Below are 18,031 nucleotides of genomic sequence, written 5' to 3'. Positions count from 1 at the left end.
ACGCGTGCCCGCCACTTCTTAGTCGACGGCTGTATGTGAATGCCCACGCACCCACAGTGCCATATGCGCCTCCCCCATAAGGTCTTCCCCGCGACTGGCATACGCGGCATCCATGTGAGTGCCGGCATGCGGGTTGCAGTGGACAGCTTCAGCGCGACTTAACCTACGTTAGCCTCGACCAGTCGCAAAGGAGATGACGGTACATCCAGCATGTACTGCCTGGTCACCATCTCTGCCGTAAGCCCGGCAGCTGTCAACACCCGCTTCCAGGTACTGTAATCCAGGAGATTGATCGCCCTCTGTACCAGCATAGGCGACTCCATAGGGATCAACTCGTCAAACTCCTCGTGCTTCGTGAAACCCTTTCGATTGAGGTACGTGAAGCCCGATTTAGCTTGCTCGGCAGTAAGCAGATCAAGGGTGTGAGCCCTGAAAATGAGCGCCTTGAAGCTTACCTTCCAACGAAGCTTCATTTCCTTGAGTGCCGGCCAGTTCAGGTACTTGCCTCGCATAGGGGGAAACTCTGATGCGAAACTTGCCCGGGGCATCAACAAAGCGCTGGCAAACTGGTTAGCCTGATCCTCAGTAAGGCGGCAACCGGTCTCAATGCCTTGGTGCATCACCAAATGGCCCATTTCATGAGCAAGGTCGAAACGTTGCCGGCATGGATTCACCTTTGCGGTGTTCCTCACGATCAACGGTCGTTTGTTGGACAGCGAGAACGCATCGACCTTGTCATCGGCTTCGGCCAGATTCACCACCAGCACACCAACTTTTTCGGCCAGCTTGGTCACACTAGACAGGGGGCCAATCCCCAGGCCTTGCTCACGGCGAAATTTTTCAGCAACTTGCTCGATCTTGTTGATACCGGATACCGGCTCCTCAAGCATGCTGAAACTCACTGCAGGAAAGGCAACTTCCTTATCCAACTCGTCAATCAGCAGCTCAAACATCTCGACCTGAGCCGCAATGGTCTTTTTGAGAGTCTGCGAGGAGGATCGGACGCTTCGAAAATGGCATTGCTCCAACTCCACCGAACCGCGTCGTGGCGTGAAGAAAAAACTCTCGCGCACGCCCAAGGCTTCAGATAGCTGGGCGAGTTGGGTGCCCGAAGGAATCGCATTGACTTCCAGCTTGTGCGCGTATTGCCGGGTAACGCCCAAGAGCTCTCCGATATCGGCGAGCGAACGCCCCGCCGCGCATCTAGCGAGACGGAGCTTGTCGGGCGAAAACTCGTCGCCAAGAGGCAGAAAGCCTGTTCTGTCATTCATTTACTGGATCAGCATCTCGTGTTGCGTTCTGGTCTGCATCTTTGTCCCGACGAGCGACTAATGGATCATCGATTGCCACCTCTTGTGGAAGCTCGGTGGTACGAGGAGCAAACAGAGGCACGTAGTCATGCACCCACTTACATACGAGGTTCCGGTTGGTATCGAAGCCCAGAATCGAAGCAGTCAGCGTCGGCCCGTCAAAGTTGCCGTCAGTATCGACATACAAACGCCAGGTAATGTTCTTGTCGATCGCAGGCCCCAGCAGGCTAGCCTGGTAAAGCTCAACTCGGTTGGATTGCAGTCGATACCCTTTCTTTCTGACCTCGGGATCGTCCATTACCACCTGCATCAGCACGCCATTCACACTCAGAGTGAAGTCCATGGTGCGGTTAGTGAGCAGCAGCCACGGAAGGGCCGGATCGCCGTGCAGGCGTTTGAACCGGCCGTGGACGCGGCCATACGGAAGTGTTCCCATAGTCCAGTTGGTATCGTCATCAGTAGAGGTGACTTCCAACGCACGGTAAGCCGCATCCAGAGCGTTATTGCAGATCAGCTCGACGTGTTCCGGCTTCAGCTTCGGTTCCAGCTCACTCGGGTGTTGGATCGGGGGCATGGGCCTCTCCATAAAAGCGTGCAAAACATAGATACTGTCAACCGGCATTTTTGTGCAAATTATGGTATCTGTCAACCTTCGTGCCCCTGATGCTCAATAGCTGCCTGGCGAAGCTTTTAAACCCGAAGCTACCTAAGACCGTTTCCCGGCAACAACACGGGACACTGACGGTAGAGTGCTCAGGTTGTACAGTTTTTGCTCAACCACCCCAAAAGCCATATACGACGCTACGTTTAGCTCACTGTATCTGCTCACTGGCTTACAGCGCTTCTAGGACGCTCATAATCCCCTGGTCGCAGTTTCGTGTGCTGCCAGGTGCAAGTTATCTCGGCCCGGTCTTACCGACGTATCGATACAGCGTTGTTCTCGATACCCCGTATCGCTTGGCTACGGTGCCAACCTGAATCTGTGGATCTTTGAGCAAAGCCTTTATTTCGCGGACTTGAGCCTCTTCCAGCGCAGGTTTACGACCACCTTTACGTCCTCGAGCGCGAGCCGCCGCCAGCCCTGCGCGGGTACGCTCTCGAATCAGGTTGCGCTCGAACTCGGCCAGGGCTGCGAACACATGAAAGATCAGCTTGCCGGCGGCGCTGGTGGTTTCGATTCGCTCGTTGATCGACTCGAACCCCACCCCTTCCTGCTCCAGCCGACTGACGATCCCAACCAAGTCAGGCAAGGAGCGGCCAAGGCGATCCAGTCGCCATACGACCAGAGTGTCGCCACTGCGCAGAGCCTTGAGACAGTGCCCCAACTCCGGCCTATCTGCTGACTTACCACTCATGGTCTCCTCGTAAACTGCGTTGCATCCAGTCAGGGCAAGTGCATCACGCTGCAGGTCGAGATTCTGATCATCAGTCGACACTCGGGCGTACCCAATCCGCTTTCCCATACGTTTTTCTCACACTGATTTCGGTACGGGAAAAGTGACAGGAAAGCGGTAAATCCCAAGCCCAAAAGATCATCTGGAATAGGTGTGCCATAAACGACCGTTTATTGGACGGATGCGCTCGTCAATTTCAGGCGCTGAAAGCGACCGAAACCGAACCCCAGAATATTTTTCCTCGCTCAACATTTCCTTCAGCAGCTCAGCACCTGAGCTGAATGGAGGAATGACCATGAAGCAGAGTTTCCACGCACATTTTGATCGGGACTTGACCAAGGCCGGTTCGGCAATTCTCAGGGAGGCAGTCCGGCGCGGGCTTCTCAGTCAGCACGAGGCCATGATCCACGACCAGCAATGGGCGCAGTTTAGTGCTTATGCCAACGAGTCTCATGAGGTAGACATCTTGGAATTCGTCAATAAAAAATTGGTGAGGGAGTACGGGGAAGAGCTCTATATCCAGACATACCAAGGAAATCTCCCACTACAAAGCGTGTCGGGCCTGCTTGAGACTGTATATGTAGTGATGGGCTTCGCAACTAATGGGCACTGGAAAGGCGCAGCGGCTAACGTCGGTAGCCGTCTTGGCTTTCCAAGCTATGCACGGATTACCGTACCGCGCAGTCTTGACCGTACTAAGTTTGAAACCGCGATGGTGGATATTCAGGCTCTCCACTCAGAGCAGCTAGCAACATTAATCAGGTCAGTTCGATACCTCGGCATGTCATTGCTTGAGGCTTTTTTCTTCGACGCAGAAGATGCTCACAAGGACGCCGAAGAAGAAAACATCTTTTATGTGTTCAGCAAAGATAAACATGAGCATCGGATCATTAATATCTCTGCTCCTGAGCAAATTTTAATTTTGAAGAAGGCCGCGGCATTTCAAAAGCTTCAGGGCAGCAGCCACGCGACACCAGCAGCTTGGTGTACATGGAAATTAAAGAACCTACCTGCAGCTCAAGAGCTTTTACTTTCTCACGGACTAAACATTGATGATTGTCGCGCGGCATATGCCTGCGAGCTCTACTGGCGATTGTCTGGTCACCACGCCCCGATTCTTGGGGGCAAAGCTCCCCAAGATGAGGATCTGGAGGCCCGGAATCACGTCGCCTACGAGCTCGGGAATATGCGTATCTGGGAAACTGATGCGTACGTTGGTGCCCGAGCCAACCTGAGGAAGGAAGCCGCCGGTACCAATCGCTAAGCCATCACACAGCAGATTTGGGATTAGATCAGACGCCCTTAACCTTGGCAGAGCTCGAATTAAAGGAGTCAGGGTATGGATCGTTTTGAATTGCTTGTATATGCCGTGCTTGCCGTCATCAGTGCGCTGACTATCGCAGGTGTAATTGGCTATATGGTCGCAGCGTACCTGGACAAGAAGCACGGCGACGATTGAGCCCTCAGCGGAACGGCCAGATACCTGCAACAAACTGTCCGCTGCCCCTTGGCAGCGGGCGCTTACCCAAATCCATCGGCAAGGCACACTACCGCTGCGATACGCAGTATTTTCCCAAGCCTATGAGGTCATGGGATGACTTCGGAAGGGCTGTCAATTTCCGCACCCTAGCGAAAGTGACCGGAGCGCCGAAGCGTTTAGATCTGCAACATGCACGCCCTCCGTGTGGCGAGCTAGCTTGCCGAGTACGCTAAAACCCGTGCGCGGACTCATGGGCAGCATCTCATCTTGGGTTTTCCGAAAGCTACCGGAGAGTGTTTAGCGACCTCATCTAACCGGAGCAGCATCATGGAATTTCGTCACCTTGGTAACGGGCAGTACTTCCCACCTATTGCACCAAACGGTCGGATTTACGCTGTACCTCTTGGGCAGGAAACCCAGGTAGAAATTTTCTGCCTGGCCCCAGTAGGCATCATGGGCGCGGGCATCCAATTACGCTGGTCAGAAATCGTTGGTTGTTACTACGACGACGAATCATGGGAGATCATCCCGCGCAACTACTCGGGACGAGGGATGCGCTTCCGCAGAGGCCTATCCTGCATCATGGTGATCGCAGGCAACGAGGCTCTCACGACCCACATCCAGGGCTACCCCATCCCCATCTGCGTAATGAACCGCATTGCATTCGAACAGCAGCGAGGCAGCGAGGGGTAGCGCGTTACCGTCACCACCCGCTGCGCGACACAGGTACCAGCAGGAACGGCACCTACCAATGTTTATTTTATGAAAGTGAAGCCTTTCACTACTAATACAGGTCAAAGCTGGCCGGCTGACTTGGTCGCAAGCGTCACTGCTAATAGCAAATACGGCCTCCGCCCCTGCCTGTATGGGCCTGCTGGCTGACGGCGAGTAGATTTAGCGCCCTACACTGCTTATAGCTCGAACCCGTCGCCTTCCCTGATCAAGCGCAGCAATGTATCTCGCCGTAGTTCACTGCTGATACGAGAAAGCCCCGCCAGACCAAGCTGCACGGGGCTTTCGGGATTTACAATCGGGTCAAATCTGTTAGGCACTGCTTATAGGTACTCAGCCGCTACCCTGCCGAATAGAGGTCGCCATGATTAAGCGCTTGGTATCTAGACAGCTTCTTCTCATAAGCGACCAACGTACGACGTAGCTGACGATTCTCGCTCGCAACGCGGCGAATCTCTGCAAGTCGCCCCTCAACTTGCAGAACGAGGTGACGGTATGGGTATTCAACAAACTCAAACGAGGAAGCCGGGTATTTATGTTTGCCATTCCCCTTGGCAATAGTCAAGGGCGCGAATTTGTTTTTTTGTCCTTGCAGCGGCACCAGTTTGCACCAGTAGATCGAATACGCATTCGGGCTCACCTGCTTGATTGATACGCCGGCCACAACAGATTTGACCCCGGTCTTTTTGTACAGCTTCATGGACGTATCCACATAGCTTGCTACCAAGCATCTCGCGTCCGTAAGCAGCTGCTCGTACTGCTGATCCAGCAGGGTGACTATCGTTTGTGCTTCTTTGCTCATGACGAAGGCTCTCTTCTTTGTAAGAGCCAAATGGTGACCGATCGCTGAGCACCCGGGATTCGATTTCAGACCGTTCTACCGTCGGAAATATACGAAAACTGGGCGAACTGGCTCACGCTGTGACCCAGCTTCGCATCAGATGACCGACGGATCGCAGAAAAACATAACATGCAAAGGATGCACGATAGATGACGACGGCAGCCTTGACCCTGAGCGGAACAAGGTCGACTTGTTAGAAGCAGATTACAGCGAGCGGGCGTGTATCCCTGCCAAGCTGCAACTGGCCAATTTCTGCCAGTTACGACAGGCAGAAATCGGCCAAAAGCAGTCACACCTAAAGTGCATGATGTAGCGGTAGCCGAGAAGAAGAGGCATTTGCTGATTGTCACGAACAAGTAGGCTCCTCGCTCGTGACAACACAGCGTTTCAGATCTTAGTCGTGAGCGTGACCGTGGCTTTCGACTTCGGACTGGGTTTCCGGCTCGCCGCCGCCACAGGCCGACAGCAGACCAAGCAGACAAACCAACAGCAGGGAGCGACTCAGGGTAGTTGTGCTTTTCATCATGTAATCCTTTCTGTTTCGATCATGAAAGTAGAAGCCCCTGTGCCGGCTGACGCAGGGGCTATGTGCCTCAGATAACGCGTTTGACGCTCAGGTACTCGCCCTTGGTCTTCAGCGTGATGGTCACGTCCTGGTTGCTGCGGTTGCGCCAGAACCAACCGTGTGTGCCGTCGAAAATGGCGGTGAACTCGCCTTTGTCACCCTTGATCTGCTTGGCTTTGCTGTAGCTGTGGTAGTAGCCCTTGGGGCCGTTGTAAGGCTCGCCATGAGTGTCGTGGTTGACCGGTACGCCATTGGTTGCCCACTCGTAGCTGACCGTGGCCTTGTTCAGCATCTCCAGCTTGATTTCACTGGCCTCACCTGGCTTCAGGGTGACGGTTATCTCGTCAGACTTCAGGGCTGGCTGTGGCTCTGCGGCTGGTTCAGCCACAGGCACTGCCGCGACTTGCTCTTGAACTACCGGCCGAACAGGCACGGGGGCTTGCACAACGGGGGCCGCAGCGGGTTGAACCGCTGCATCCGCAGCCGCTTCTTCGGCCAGGGTTTTCTTCATTTCGCCCATCTGGGTCAGGCCGAGTAAGCGGCCAACGCCCGTTGGGTCGATGGCGTACTCCGAAGGCATCACTACAGTGACCAGTAAGGCTGCGGCAACGCCCACGGCGATCACAGTGGAGCGCAACAGTTGGCGGCTGGTAGGCAATTCGCTTTGGGTCGGAAGCTTGGTATTGAACATGCTGAGAATTCCTTACTGAGAGACGATCAGGCCGGTGAGCTGGTAACCCATCAAGAGGAAACCGGCGCTCATCATGGCGACGTTTGCGGTATATGCATGGCGCCAGAAGCTGGCGGTGCGTCGCCAGTAGCCCATGACAATCAGGATGGCGCTCAGGGCCAGGAGCTGGCCGATTTCGACGCCGACGTTGAAGGCGATCAGGTTGGTGATCAGGCCATCTGCCGAGATCTCGTATTCCTGAATCTTGGTCGCCAGACCAAAGCCATGCAGCAGGCCGAAAATCAGCGTGGCCGCTTTGGTGTTCGGCTGATGGCCGAACCAGCGCTGGAATGCGCCCAGGTTATCCAGCGCCTTGTACACCACCGAGAAACCGATGATGGCGTCGATCACATAGGAGCTGATGCTGATTTCTGCCAGCACACCGAACAACAGCGTAACTGTGTGGCCCACGGCGAACAGGGTGACGTAGAGCCCAACATCCTTCAGGCGGTAGAGGAAGAAGATCACTCCGAAGAGGAACAGCAGGTGGTCGTAGCCGGTGATCATGTGCTTAGCGCCCATGTAGATAAACGGCAGCACCATCACCCCGGAGCTTTCCTGAATAAAGCCCTTGTCGCCCTCGGCAACGGCGTGGGCCAGCGCCTCAGGCATGCCTAGAAACAGCAATGCCGTGAAAAGCAGCAACAGTAGTAACGAGCGATTCGGACGCACGACAGATGAGTCCATTGCGCCCATAGATAGCGAATGCATGGTTGAGTCCTAAATTAAAGGGGGCTTGGGCCGCACAGCGGCCTGTGTCAGAGCACGAATGTGGCGCGCGGTGGCCGCTCGATCAGGAAGATCGGGCTTGGAGGAATGGAGTAGCGAGGGGCGAGTATCGGCTGCGCACGTTCTGGCAGCGTGCTTATTCTCAGCAGCGCGGTCAGATGCGGTGTTTCATGCAAGTGGTCGGCTGTCAGCGGCGAGTGGCAGTGATCCCCGTACGCAGCACAGGCCTGCGTCTCATCACCATGCGCATGCGAATGAGCACTGTCATTTCCACTCAAGGAAGGCTGGCTCGATCCCATAAACAGCGCAGAGGTATGCCCGGCCCAAGCCAGCAATATGGCGAGAGCAAGGGCAAAAATCACCTTGGTGCTAATGGGATTGCTGAGCATGTTGTGGTTCTTTCGATGCCTAAGCGAGTGGCTTTTATGGAGAGGTAGCCGGTTTGACCATATCCCCCCCAGGGGGATAGCATGGGAGCGTAATTCATCGACGCACGAGACTCAAGGCATGAGCGATCACGAACACGGCCACCAGCACCAAAGTCATGGCGACATCATCAAAAGGTTGAAGCGTGCGGAGGGCCACCTGCGCAGCATCGTCACCATGATTGAAGACAGCCGGGCCTGCGTCGACATTGCTCAGCAGCTACATGCCGTGGAAAAAGCCGTCTGCCAGGCCAAGCGTGTGCTTATCCAAGACCATATCGACCACTGTCTGGAACATACAGTCGAAGCACTTGCGGTAGGCGAGCGCGCTTCACTCGAAGACTTCAAGCAAATCACCAAGTACCTCTAGGCCCCTCCCATGTCGAGTTTCGCCGAATTGCTGCAACAGGGGGGCTCGCAGGCCTGGCTGTACTTCCCCAGCGCCATTCTGCTGGGTGCTTTGCACGGCTTGGAGCCTGGGCACTCGAAGACCATGATGGCGGCGTTTATCGTGGCCATTCGTGGCACGGTGAAGCAGGCCATTCTGCTAGGCCTTGCCGCAACGCTTTCGCACACCGCCGTAGTCTGGCTGGTGGCCATGGGCGGCATGTACCTGGGGCAGAATTTGGATGCCGAAACTACCGAGCCTTATTTCCAGCTAGCGTCCGCCGTAATCATTATCACCATCGCCCTGTGGATGCTCTGGCGCACCTGGCGTGGCGAGCAGATGTGGCGCTTCGAGGAAGGTGATGAGCATCAACACGACCATCACCACCACGATGAAACGCAGCGTATCGACACAGGGCACGGGCGTATCGAGCTGTCGATCTTCGAAGAAGGCGCCCCTCCGCGCTGGCGGCTGAAGACCTTGAGTGGTCATGCCTGGCCGGCTGCTGAAGTAAGCTTGCTGACGACTCGCCCCGATGGCCTGGCCCAGCAGTTTCGCTTCGTCGACCGGTGTGACTACCTAGAGTCACTGGACGATATTCCCGAGCCCCATGAGTTCACTGCGCGCCTGAGCCTCGGCCATGCTGATCACTCCCACGACTATGACCTGGAGTTCCGCGAGCAAAGCCACCGTCATGAGCATGATCATTCCGAGCTGGAGGGGCTAGAGCTGTCGCTGGAGGGCTACCAGGATGCCCATGAGCGAGCGCATGCCAACGACATCCGTAAACGCTTCAGCAATCGCAATGTCACCACCGGCCAGATCATCCTGTTCGGTCTGACTGGCGGACTGATTCCCTGCCCGGCAGCGATCACCGTGCTGCTGCTCTGCCTGCAAGTGAAAGAAGTCACCCTGGGTGCCGTCCTGGTGCTGTGTTTCAGCATCGGTCTGGCTATAACTCTGGTTACCGTTGGTGCAGCCGCTGCTATCGGCGCACGCCAGGCATCCAATCGTTGGCCCTGGCTGGGTGCTGTGGCCCGTCGCGCTCCTTACCTGTCCAGCCTACTGATCATTGGTGTGGGGGTTTACGTCGGCTTCCACGGCTGGATCGGCCTGAACGCCTAGCCGATGTGGGAGTTATCCGGTTATTTCGGCCTGTTCCTCGCTGCCTTCGGTGCTGCCACGTTGCTACCCATGCAGTCGGAGGCGGTGCTGGTCGGGTTGCTGCTGACTGACCGCTATGCGGTCTGGGCGCTGCTGGCGGTCGCCACCACGGGTAATGTACTGGGCTCGGTACTGAACTGGCTGCTGGGTCGCTCTATCGAGCGCTACAGACACAAGCGCTGGTTTCCCGTCAGCGAGGGCAAACTGGAAAAGGCTCAGCAGGCTTATCACCGCTTCGGTCGCTGGTCACTGCTGCTCAGTTGGGTGCCGATCATTGGTGATCCACTCACAGTCGTCGCGGGTGTCATGCGAGAACCCTTCTGGAGCTTTCTGTTGATCGTGATGCTGGCTAAGACCACTCGCTATCTGGCACTAGCTGCCATGACGCTTGGGTGGTTTGGGTGAGCCTGCAGAAGCGCGACACCAACCTGGATCTGATCAAGTGGCTGGCGATGCTGACCATGCTGCTGGATCACCTGCGCTACATCTGGCCTGACAACGGATGGTTGTTCATCGTTGGGCGCTTAGCCTTTCCAATGTTCTGCCTGGGGATCGCCGCCAATGTCGCGCGCTCGCAAACAGGTGAGCTGTATTCCGATAACAACGTTCGCTACATGTGCTGGATGACTGCGTTTGCAGTGATCTCGGAGTTGCCCTATCGCCTGCTTTCTAACGACAGCAGCACGCTCAACGTTATGCCTTCGCTGCTGTTGGGCCTGCTTATCACCTGGGGAGCACATCACCGTGGTCGCGACGGTTTGATCCTGGCTCTGGCCGGCGTGACTGTCGCGGTGCTGATGCAAGAGCGCCTGATGTACGGCGTTTTCGGCGCACTGCTGCCGGCAGCGTTGCTGCTGGCCATTCAGCGCCCAGGGCTTGTGTGGCTATTGCCTGCCGCACTGTGCGTACTGGCCAATAGTCGCAACCGCTGGCTCGCCGAGTGGGAATTGCAGCCCTATACCTTGCTGATCGTGATCACTGCGTTTGTCGCACCCTTGCTTGGGTTGTGGCTGCTGCGCCGACTGCGCCAGTTCAGGGTCTGGCCGGTCAAGCGCTGGGGTTATTGGTTCTACCCCGGGCATCTGGCCGTACTACACATGATCCGCTCGCTCGGCTAGTGCCAGCGACTATCGCGTCATATCGGCGGAGATCCACTACCTCGATATGCTACGGGTGGGCCGGCCAGCGCCGTACCAGCCAGCAAAGCCATCGATCAAGAAGCGAGCATCCAGGCCCATGGCCTCCAATGTGGCGGCGATGCCCTGGCTGATTTCACGCCCCTTGGCGCAATAGACAATCACTGGCCTGTCCCGTGAAACCTGATCTTTCCAGGTGAAGACAGCCTCGGGATCACGCCAGTGTGCGTCGGGAATTTCTTCGGCATCGGCAAGCCGCACGCTCGTACGGCGCACATCCAGCAAAGTGAACGCCCGATCTGCTGCCTGCCATTCCGCCAGTTCGCATATCGAGATTCTGCTCATCTTCTACCTCTCAGTTTTGCAGCAGGTGTACCACCAGTCCGGCCAAAGCACAGGCCATCAGCACTTGGATGACACCGCGTTTAAAGTGAAACAAGGCTACCGCTGCCGCCAGGGCAATTAGCGCCGAAGGCCAGTCGAAAGCCCCCTCGAAGCCTTGCGGCCAGAGCACGTGATAACCAAAGAACAGCGCCAGATTGAGGATTACCCCGACCACGGCGGCGGTGATGGCCGTCAGCGGCGCGGTGAACTTCAGTTCGTTGTGGGTCGATTCCACCAGCGGGCCGCCCGCAAGAATGAACAGGAAGGACGGCAGGAAGGTGAACCAGGTGACCAGGCTGGCGGCCACGACACCGGCCAAGAAGGCCTGATCGACACCGAATACCTGCTGCACGTAGCCACCGACAAAACCGACGAAGGCCACCACCATGATCAGTGGCCCTGGCGTAGTTTCACCCAGAGCCAGACCGTCGATCATCTGTGTCGGGGTCAGCCAGCCGTAGTGGCCGACTGCACCCTGGTAGACATAGGGTAGTACCGCATAGGCACCGCCGAAGGTCAGCAGTGCGGCCTTGGTGAAGAACCAGCCCATCTGCGTCAGCGTGCCTTCCCAGCCGAATAGAGCGGTCAACAGCCCCATGGGCAACGCCCACAGCGTTGCACCTATCGCTGCCAGCAAGAGCAGTCGTGGCCAGCGGAAGCGCGCATGTTCCGGTGTCGGGGTTTCATCATCAATCAGCGCTGGGCCGTAAGACTGCTTGGCCGCGCCATGACCACCGCCGATGCTGAACTTCTCTGGGACGAAACGCCCACCGAAATAACCGATCACTGCGGCCACCAGCACGATCAGCGGGAACGGCAGGTTGAGGGCGAATATCGCCACAAACGAGGCGGCAGCTATCGCCCACAGCCAGTTGTTCTTCAGGGCACGGGAGCCGATGCGATGAGCGGCCTGCACCACGATGGCGGTCACGGCGGGCTTGATCCCATAGAACAGTCCGGCCACCACCGGCACATCACCGAAAGCGATATAGACCCACGACAGCGCGATCAGGATAAACAGCGAGGGCAGCACAAACAGCACCCCGGCAATCACACCACCCCAGGTGCGGTGCATCAGCCAGCCGATATAGGTGGCCAGTTGCTGGGCCTCCGGGCCGGGCAGCAGCATGCAGTAGTTCAGCGCATGCAGAAAACGCCGCTCAGAGATCCAGCGCCGACGCTCCACCAGCTCCTGGTGCATGATCGAGATCTGTCCGGCTGGGCCGCCGAAACTGATGAAACCGAGCTTGAGCCAGAACAGAAAAGCCTGGAACAAACTGACAGGCTCGGCACGTGGCAGATCCTGCTCTACAGGCGGCAGTGTGGTTTCATTCATCAGGGGTCTCTTCTTTCACAAATGCCGCCAGCAACCCATCGAAGATGGCGCAAGCAGCCGTTAGCAACTGGTCGTCATTGAGGATGGTTTCGCGCAGCCCGGCCAATACACGCTCGATGCCAACAGCCTCAGCGGGTTGAACGCCACCGACATCCAGGTAATGCACCAGAGCCGCGATGCGGCTTAGGCCTGGCTCGACCAGTGCAAAGCTGGCTTGCAGGGTTTCGAAGGTGACGCGACTGCCGACATGGCTAAAGGTCGCACCGTCGAAATCGAAGCCCAGCGCGTCAGCAGGGCAATCATTCGGTGTGTCCAACCAGAGAATGCGGGCTCTCGGATCGATGCAGCGCCGAATCAGCCAGGCACTGGCCAGGCGGTCGACCCAGGGCCGCTTGCGCGTAGCCCAGAGGCGGCCCTGGTAGTCGCGGCGATCCAGCTGTTCGATAGGCTGATCCTGACTGCTCGGCTCATCCCGCGAAAGTGCCCGACTGATGGCCGTTTCAAGTGTTTTGAGGGCCGTGTCGGTCTGTTTCCGCGCTGCCGCAGGGAAGAAGTCGATGGCCGCAAGCTGCGCAAATGCCTTGCGCAGCTTGCGTACCTGCTTGGTGCTAGTGAGGGCGTTATCCGAAGTCAGTTGAGCCTGGCACGCCTCGATCTCGACGCGCAGCTTGGCGTAGTCCTCGCTACGGTCGAACAACTCGATAAAGCGCTCGCCTTGCGGATCATTGATGGGCAACAGAAAGGCCGTGCCATTGCTACCCAGCACGTCGCGCTCAACAGCTTCCAACGCTTCCCGGCAGGCGGGAGTATCAGGCAGCAAATAGACACCATCGCGCAGTACCGCTGCGCCACTGCTCTTGAGGGCACGCCAGGCACGCATCCGCTCTGTGGCGTTAGCGGTCGGCAAGGCGATGATCAGAGATAGCCAACTATTCATGTAGAGTAGAATACCTATTAGGTAGTAATCTTTACTCTATTCTTGCTCTGGGTGATTGTGAAGCACTAAATAGTTGGCCGATGATTGCCCGTTACGACTGGTCGCTTTTGGCCGGTTAGCGACGGCCTGACTTCGACCGTCGCTATACATGGTCAAACCTCGGTCTGCTCTGCCATTTCCAAGGCGTCGTCGACCTCAATCCCAAGATATCGAACGGTGCTCTCCAGCTTCGTATGGCCAAGCAGAAGTTGAACGGCCCGCAAGTTCTTTGTCCTGCGATAGATCAGTGATGCCTTTNCTTCGACCGTCGCTATACATGGTCAAACCTCGGTCTGCTCTGCCATTTCCAAGGCGTCGTCGACCTCAATCCCAAGATATCGAACGGTGCTCTCCAGCTTCGTATGGCCAAGCAGAAGTTGAACGGCCCGCAAGTTCTTTGTCCTGCGATAGATCAGTGATGCCTTTGTACGTCTCATTGTGTGAGTGCCATACATGGCCGGATCAAGGCCAATGGCTTGCACCCAGCCTTTGACGATACGAGCGTATTGACGAGTGGATAGATGGTCTGAGGTGTGCAGCCTGCTCGGGAAAAGGCAGTCCTGGCTACGGAGCTGGGCTTGGTGTATCCAGGCCGCGAGAGCAGACCGTGTTTGCTCAGTAATTTCGAACTGCACTGGTCGCTTCGTTTTCTGCTGCATAACCATTGCTCGTGATGACACATGCTCGCCATGAGCAACGTCGCATACACGGAGCTTAGTTAAGTCGCAGGCTCGAAGCTTGCTGTCGATGGCCAGATCGAACAGAGCCAGATCCCGGGTTCGTTCTGCAAGCTGAAGCCTTACTCGGATGGCCCAGATATCTCTCAGCCGGAGCGGGGTTTTCTGTCCGACCAACTTTCCTTTGTTCCAGGGCCGGCGGGTGCAGGTAGCAGTGATGTTCATGGCAAGTCCTCCACATGTGGGAGGCCAAGCATGGCTAGCCAGAAAAATGGTCGCTAACCGGCCAATAGCGGACGATTGGCTGGCAGGTATGCATCGCTATGTCCCCAGGCCTTGGGGAAATAGCTTGGGGTTTGAGAAAGCCTGCTTAAGGTGGTCGTACACCAATCGCACCCGCTTCGATACAGGACCCTGCTGCGGGCGGTATATGAACAGATCCCATGGCGCTGGAGCGAGATCAGCCAAAACAGCAACCAGCTTTCCTGACCGCAGATGAGGCTCAGCCAGATAGGCAGGAATTTGGCCAAAACACATGCCTGCCAGGGTGGCTTCCAATTCCGTATCTGGATCATCACAGATAAGCGCTGGCTGCCTGGGCGTGAACGTTTGCCCGTCGGCAAATAGCCAAGGCCAAGGGCGGCCATTTTTCCGGTCGATCAGGACTGAAAGTGGCAGCTTAGCTAAGGCATCCAAAGATTCAGGTGGTGTCTTTTGGCCTATGAGAGACGGGCACGCGACAACGTAAAACGGCACGGGAGCTAAGGCACGTGCAACGTAGCGCCGGTCGCGAATAACCCCCACCCTGATACCAATATCGATATGCGCCTCAACAGCATCAGTCATCTGATCTTCCAAGCGGAGATCGAATTGCAGGTCAGGATGTGCAGCGGCCAGGGGCTGAAGAAACGGTATCAGGAAGCGCCTGCCAATAGCATGTGGAGCCGTAATCCCCACCCTACCTGACAGCTCAGGCTCCGTCCTGTGCGACCGGAATAGCGTATCGAAATGATCCAGAGCTGACCTGGCATCTTTGGCGTAATCCTGACCGAAAGCAGTGATGCTCACCTGGCGGGTATTGCGGTGGAACAGTGATTCGCCAAGCTCAGTTTCCAGGGCTTGAATGGCTCGAGTCACCCCTTGTGGGGAGATGCCTAATCGAGTTGCCGCTTGGCGGAAGCTACCTGCCTCTGCTGCTGTGCAAAAAATCCTAACCATCTCCATGCGGTTAAGCATGTTGCCCCTCTCATTTATTCCATTTTCAGGAATAGCATAATCTAATCATTTCCATTTATTGAGATCAATCATGGGTCTAAAGTTTGCGCACTGCCAGGTTAACCAGCCATGGCGAAGTACAAACCCGCCGATGAGGTTCTCAGCATGAGCAATAACATTTCTGGAAAAGTTGTCGTTATCACCGGTGCCAGTAGCGGCCTGGGTGAGGTTACTGCGCGCCACCTTGCTGCGCTTGGCGCTCGCGTAGTGCTGGCTGCACGTCGCAAAGATAAACTCGACGCATTGGTGGCTGAGCTGACCAATGCAGGTGGTCAGGCAATCGCGTATCAGACCGATGTTACCTCTCAGGAAGAGGTCAAAACGCTCATTCAAGGTGCCGTGGACACCTACGGTCGCATTGATGTACTGGTCAACAATGCCGGACTGATGGCGATTGCACCGCTCAGCGATGCTCGCACTGACGAGTGGGATCGCATGATCGATATCAACATCAAGGGTCTGCTGTACGGAGTCGCGGCTGCATTGCCAGTCTTCCAGAAACAAAACAGTGGTCACTTCATCAACATCGCATCGGTTGCAGGCCTGAAGGTGTTTAGCCCAGGTGGCACCGTGTACAGCGGCACCAAGTTTGCTGTGCGGGCTATCTCCGAAGGACTGCGTCACGAAGTCGGTGGCAGCATCCGCACCACGACTATCGAACCGGGCGCCGTGGACTCCGAACTGAAATTCGGCAGCACCCACCAACAGAGCCGCGATTTCGTGGTGGACTTCTACAAGCATGCAATTCCCGCCGAATCGGTCGCTCGAGCTATCGCCTTCGCAATTGAGCAGCCTGCTGACGTGGATATTAACGAGATCGTTCTGCGCCCAACCGTGCAGGAATTCTAATGAGTTTAGGGCCTGCCGCTTCGGCGTCAGGCCCCGCTTATATGGAGTGAAAAGCTGTGAGCAACGTAACTGAATCGCTTTCGAGTGGGGGACTGATGAAGGCCTTGCGCCTAGACAGCTATGACGCGAGCACCCTGCTTGAAGTCGAAGTCGCAAAGCCTTCGCCACAACAAGGGCAGGTACTGGTAAAGATTAAAGCCAGCGGCGTTAACCCAATCGATGAACGAGCCCCCTGAAAGACAGGACACCGTTTCCCCCTTACGATAAGGGATAGGCAAACGGTTATGTTTATGACTAATAGCAACGATAAGAGTGGGGAGCTTTTGGGTCGGGAGCGGCGGCGCCGCTGGAGCCCTGAGCAAAAGCTGACCATGGTTCGAGAGAGCCTTGAGCCCGGGCAGAGCGTTTCGTTGGTGGCTCGGCGTAACGGCATCAATGCCAACCAACTATTCCTGTGGCGCAAGCTTTACCAAGACGGCAGTTTGTCGGCGGTCAGTGCTGGCGAAGCCGTGGTACCTGCCTCCGAGCTGAGCGATGCGCTCAAGCAGATCCGTGAACTGCAACGGATGCTGGGCAAGAAAACGATGGAAGCAGAAATCCTCAAAGAGGCCGTGGAGATCGCCCGGTCGCGAAAATGGATTGCGCACTCACCCTTGTTGCCGGGGGACGACCAGTGAAGCTGGTCAGCGAATGTCTCGGTGTGGCGCGCTCGCAATTAACGGTTCGAATCAAGCAATCGGCATCCCCCAAAGTACGGCGGAGCAGGCCTGTGAACGATGCTGATCTGGTAGTTGAAATCCAGCAACAGGTCAGCGAACTTCCCAGCTACGGCTACCGCCGCGTCTGGGGATTGCTGCGTCGCGCCCGTGAAACCCAGTCGCTACCGGCGATCAATGTGAAGCGGGTTTACCGGGTCATGCGTGATCACAACTTGCTGCTTGAGCGCCGCATCAAACAGCCCGGTGTGCCGCGTCGGCACGAAGGCCGTATTGCGGTGGAAGCCAGCGATACGCGTTGGTGCTCGGACGGCTTTGAGTTCCGTTGCAAGGACGGCGCCAAACTGAGCGTGACCTTCGCCCTGGATTGCTGTGATCGCGAAGCCATCGGCTGGGTCGCGAGCCCGACCGGGTACAGCGGCGATGATATCCGCGATTTGATGCTGGAAAGCGTGGAGAAGCGCTTTGGTGATCAACTGCCCGCCACGCCGGTGCAATGGCTAAGCGACAACGGCTCGGCGTACACCGCCGAACAGACACGCCTGTTTGCTCGACAGATCGGCTTGCAGCCGGTGACCACCCCAGTTCGCAGCCCGCAAAGCAACGGCATGGCTGAGAGCTTCGTGAAGACGATCAAGCGTGACTACGTGGCGCACATGCCCAAACCGGATCGAGAAACGGCGCTGCGCAACCTGGCAATTGCCTTCGAGCATTACAACGAGCAGCATCCGCACAGCGCTTTGAAATACCGCTCGCCGAGGGAGTTCAGGCGCTTGGCAGCAGCATCAATTTAACGGGGAGTTGGTGTCCGGTTTTGTAGGGGCAAGTCCAGGCATAGCCGGTAGCGTTGTTCATATGGGGTTCCTATTAGTTGGACGTTTCGGATGAAGTCGTTGACGGCTGGGTGATGGTCTTGCGAGACGA

General features: G+C 56.6%; 22 protein-coding genes. 9 read left to right on the top strand and 13 right to left on the bottom strand.

Going from position 1 to position 18,031, the window contains the following annotated elements; genetic code table 11:
- Positions 1 to 158 precede the first annotated feature (158 nt).
- The 3 genes from MST27_RS10820 to MST27_RS10810 form a co-directional block, all read right to left on the bottom strand.
- Positions 159 to 1,271, bottom strand: coding sequence for a helix-turn-helix domain-containing protein (locus tag MST27_RS10820; protein WP_042926702.1), 1,113 nt, complete (start codon positions 1,269 to 1,271; stop codon positions 159 to 161).
- Positions 1,264 to 1,884: a hypothetical protein gene (locus tag MST27_RS10815; RefSeq protein ID WP_042926703.1), complete on the bottom strand. Its 621-nt coding sequence runs from the start codon at positions 1,882 to 1,884 to the stop codon at positions 1,264 to 1,266. Before MST27_RS10815 ends, MST27_RS10820 begins: the two co-directional genes overlap by 8 nt.
- Before the next feature lie 322 nt (positions 1,885 to 2,206).
- A complete protein-coding gene (locus MST27_RS10810) occupies positions 2,207 to 2,773 on the bottom strand; it encodes a recombinase family protein (protein ID WP_042926704.1) in 567 nt (188 codons plus the stop codon).
- A 226-nt stretch (positions 2,774 to 2,999) separates the two neighbouring features.
- Here MST27_RS10810 and MST27_RS10805 point away from each other — a divergent pair, with 226 nt between their 5' ends.
- Positions 3,000 to 3,968 carry a hypothetical protein gene (locus MST27_RS10805; RefSeq protein WP_042926705.1) on the top strand — a complete coding sequence of 323 codons (969 nt, stop codon included), beginning with the start codon at positions 3,000 to 3,002 and terminating at the stop codon, positions 3,966 to 3,968.
- A gap of 543 nt (positions 3,969 to 4,511) precedes the next feature.
- Complete coding sequence (locus MST27_RS10800) at positions 4,512 to 4,877, top strand: hypothetical protein (protein WP_042926707.1); 366 nt, start codon at positions 4,512 to 4,514, stop codon at positions 4,875 to 4,877.
- 379 nt (positions 4,878 to 5,256) lie between these two features.
- On the opposite strand, the gene mobI is transcribed toward MST27_RS10800, so the two are convergent.
- The 5 genes from mobI to MST27_RS10780 all read right to left on the bottom strand — a co-directional run bounded on the left by mobI (position 5,257) and on the right by MST27_RS10780 (position 8,170).
- Positions 5,257 to 5,718 (bottom strand): conjugative transfer protein MobI(A/C), encoded by a 462-nt coding sequence (gene mobI / locus MST27_RS10795; protein WP_045429914.1) that lies wholly within the window; start codon positions 5,716 to 5,718, stop codon positions 5,257 to 5,259.
- Positions 5,719 to 6,151: 433 nt separating this feature from the next.
- Positions 6,152 to 6,280: a hypothetical protein gene (locus tag MST27_RS22430; RefSeq protein ID WP_256044860.1), complete on the bottom strand. Its 129-nt coding sequence runs from the start codon at positions 6,278 to 6,280 to the stop codon at positions 6,152 to 6,154.
- Between the two features lie 70 nt (positions 6,281 to 6,350).
- A complete protein-coding gene (locus MST27_RS10790) occupies positions 6,351 to 7,013 on the bottom strand; it encodes a hypothetical protein (RefSeq protein ID WP_042924902.1) in 663 nt (220 codons plus the stop codon).
- 12 nt (positions 7,014 to 7,025) lie between these two features.
- Positions 7,026 to 7,763 (bottom strand): HupE/UreJ family protein, encoded by a 738-nt coding sequence (locus MST27_RS10785; protein ID WP_042924899.1) that lies wholly within the window; start codon positions 7,761 to 7,763, stop codon positions 7,026 to 7,028.
- A 47-nt stretch (positions 7,764 to 7,810) separates the two neighbouring features.
- Positions 7,811 to 8,170: a hypothetical protein gene (locus tag MST27_RS10780; RefSeq protein WP_042924896.1), complete on the bottom strand. Its 360-nt coding sequence runs from the start codon at positions 8,168 to 8,170 to the stop codon at positions 7,811 to 7,813.
- Between the two features lie 118 nt (positions 8,171 to 8,288).
- Between MST27_RS10780 and mreA the strand changes: the two genes are divergently transcribed.
- The 4 genes from mreA to MST27_RS10760 are packed head-to-tail and all read left to right on the top strand — an operon-like array spanning position 8,289 to position 10,876.
- A complete protein-coding gene (gene mreA, locus MST27_RS10775; RefSeq protein ID WP_042924893.1) occupies positions 8,289 to 8,576 on the top strand; it encodes a metal-sensing transcriptional repressor MreA in 288 nt (95 codons plus the stop codon).
- Between the two features lie 9 nt (positions 8,577 to 8,585).
- Positions 8,586 to 9,719, top strand: a complete 1,134-nt coding sequence (locus MST27_RS10770) for a nickel/cobalt efflux protein RcnA (RefSeq protein ID WP_042924890.1) — start codon at positions 8,586 to 8,588, stop codon at positions 9,717 to 9,719.
- 3 nt (positions 9,720 to 9,722) lie between these two features.
- Complete coding sequence (locus tag MST27_RS10765) at positions 9,723 to 10,163, top strand: YqaA family protein (RefSeq protein WP_042924888.1); 441 nt, start codon at positions 9,723 to 9,725, stop codon at positions 10,161 to 10,163.
- Positions 10,151 to 10,876: a TraX family protein gene (locus tag MST27_RS10760; protein WP_081262884.1), complete on the top strand. Its 726-nt coding sequence runs from the start codon at positions 10,151 to 10,153 to the stop codon at positions 10,874 to 10,876. Before MST27_RS10765 ends, MST27_RS10760 begins: the two co-directional genes overlap by 13 nt.
- A 36-nt stretch (positions 10,877 to 10,912) precedes the next feature.
- Here MST27_RS10760 and MST27_RS10755 read toward each other — a convergent pair whose 3' ends face one another.
- The 5 genes from MST27_RS10755 to MST27_RS10730 all read right to left on the bottom strand — a co-directional run bounded on the left by MST27_RS10755 (position 10,913) and on the right by MST27_RS10730 (position 15,503).
- Positions 10,913 to 11,239 (bottom strand): rhodanese-like domain-containing protein, encoded by a 327-nt coding sequence (locus MST27_RS10755; RefSeq protein WP_042924886.1) that lies wholly within the window; start codon positions 11,237 to 11,239, stop codon positions 10,913 to 10,915.
- Between the two features lie 10 nt (positions 11,240 to 11,249).
- A complete protein-coding gene (chrA, locus tag MST27_RS10750; protein WP_042924883.1) occupies positions 11,250 to 12,614 on the bottom strand; it encodes a chromate efflux transporter in 1,365 nt (454 codons plus the stop codon).
- Positions 12,607 to 13,551, bottom strand: coding sequence for a chromate resistance protein ChrB domain-containing protein (locus MST27_RS10745; protein ID WP_042924881.1), 945 nt, complete (start codon positions 13,549 to 13,551; stop codon positions 12,607 to 12,609). The genes chrA and MST27_RS10745 overlap by 8 nt, the downstream gene beginning before the upstream one ends.
- A 320-nt stretch (positions 13,552 to 13,871) precedes the next feature.
- A complete protein-coding gene (locus MST27_RS10735) occupies positions 13,872 to 14,492 on the bottom strand; it encodes a tyrosine-type recombinase/integrase (RefSeq protein WP_003152807.1) in 621 nt (206 codons plus the stop codon).
- Positions 14,493 to 14,588: 96 nt separating this feature from the next.
- On the bottom strand, positions 14,589 to 15,503 hold the full coding sequence (locus tag MST27_RS10730; protein ID WP_021206411.1) for a LysR family transcriptional regulator: 915 nt from the start codon (positions 15,501 to 15,503) through the stop codon (positions 14,589 to 14,591).
- A 144-nt stretch (positions 15,504 to 15,647) separates the two neighbouring features.
- Here MST27_RS10730 and MST27_RS10725 point away from each other — a divergent pair, with 144 nt between their 5' ends.
- The 3 genes from MST27_RS10725 (at position 15,648) to MST27_RS10715 (ending at position 17,901) form a co-directional block, all read left to right on the top strand.
- A complete protein-coding gene (locus MST27_RS10725; protein WP_031310677.1) occupies positions 15,648 to 16,391 on the top strand; it encodes an SDR family oxidoreductase in 744 nt (247 codons plus the stop codon).
- Positions 16,392 to 16,447: 56 nt separating this feature from the next.
- Positions 16,448 to 16,627: a hypothetical protein gene (locus tag MST27_RS10720; RefSeq protein ID WP_127838526.1), complete on the top strand. Its 180-nt coding sequence runs from the start codon at positions 16,448 to 16,450 to the stop codon at positions 16,625 to 16,627.
- A gap of 54 nt (positions 16,628 to 16,681) precedes the next feature.
- A protein-coding gene (locus MST27_RS10715; RefSeq protein ID WP_371263641.1) for an IS3 family transposase occupies positions 16,682 to 17,901 on the top strand; the annotation gives its coding sequence in 2 pieces (ribosomal slippage) (positions 16,682 to 17,027 and positions 17,027 to 17,901; 1,221 coding nt in all).
- The last annotated feature ends 130 nt before the right edge of the window (positions 17,902 to 18,031 follow it).

This window comes from Stutzerimonas marianensis (assembly GCF_022810315.1).
Classification (GTDB): domain Bacteria; phylum Pseudomonadota; class Gammaproteobacteria; order Pseudomonadales; family Pseudomonadaceae; genus Stutzerimonas; species Stutzerimonas marianensis.
The sequence above is the reverse complement of the archived record's forward strand: the minus strand, read 5'-3'. Positions and strand labels throughout refer to the sequence as shown.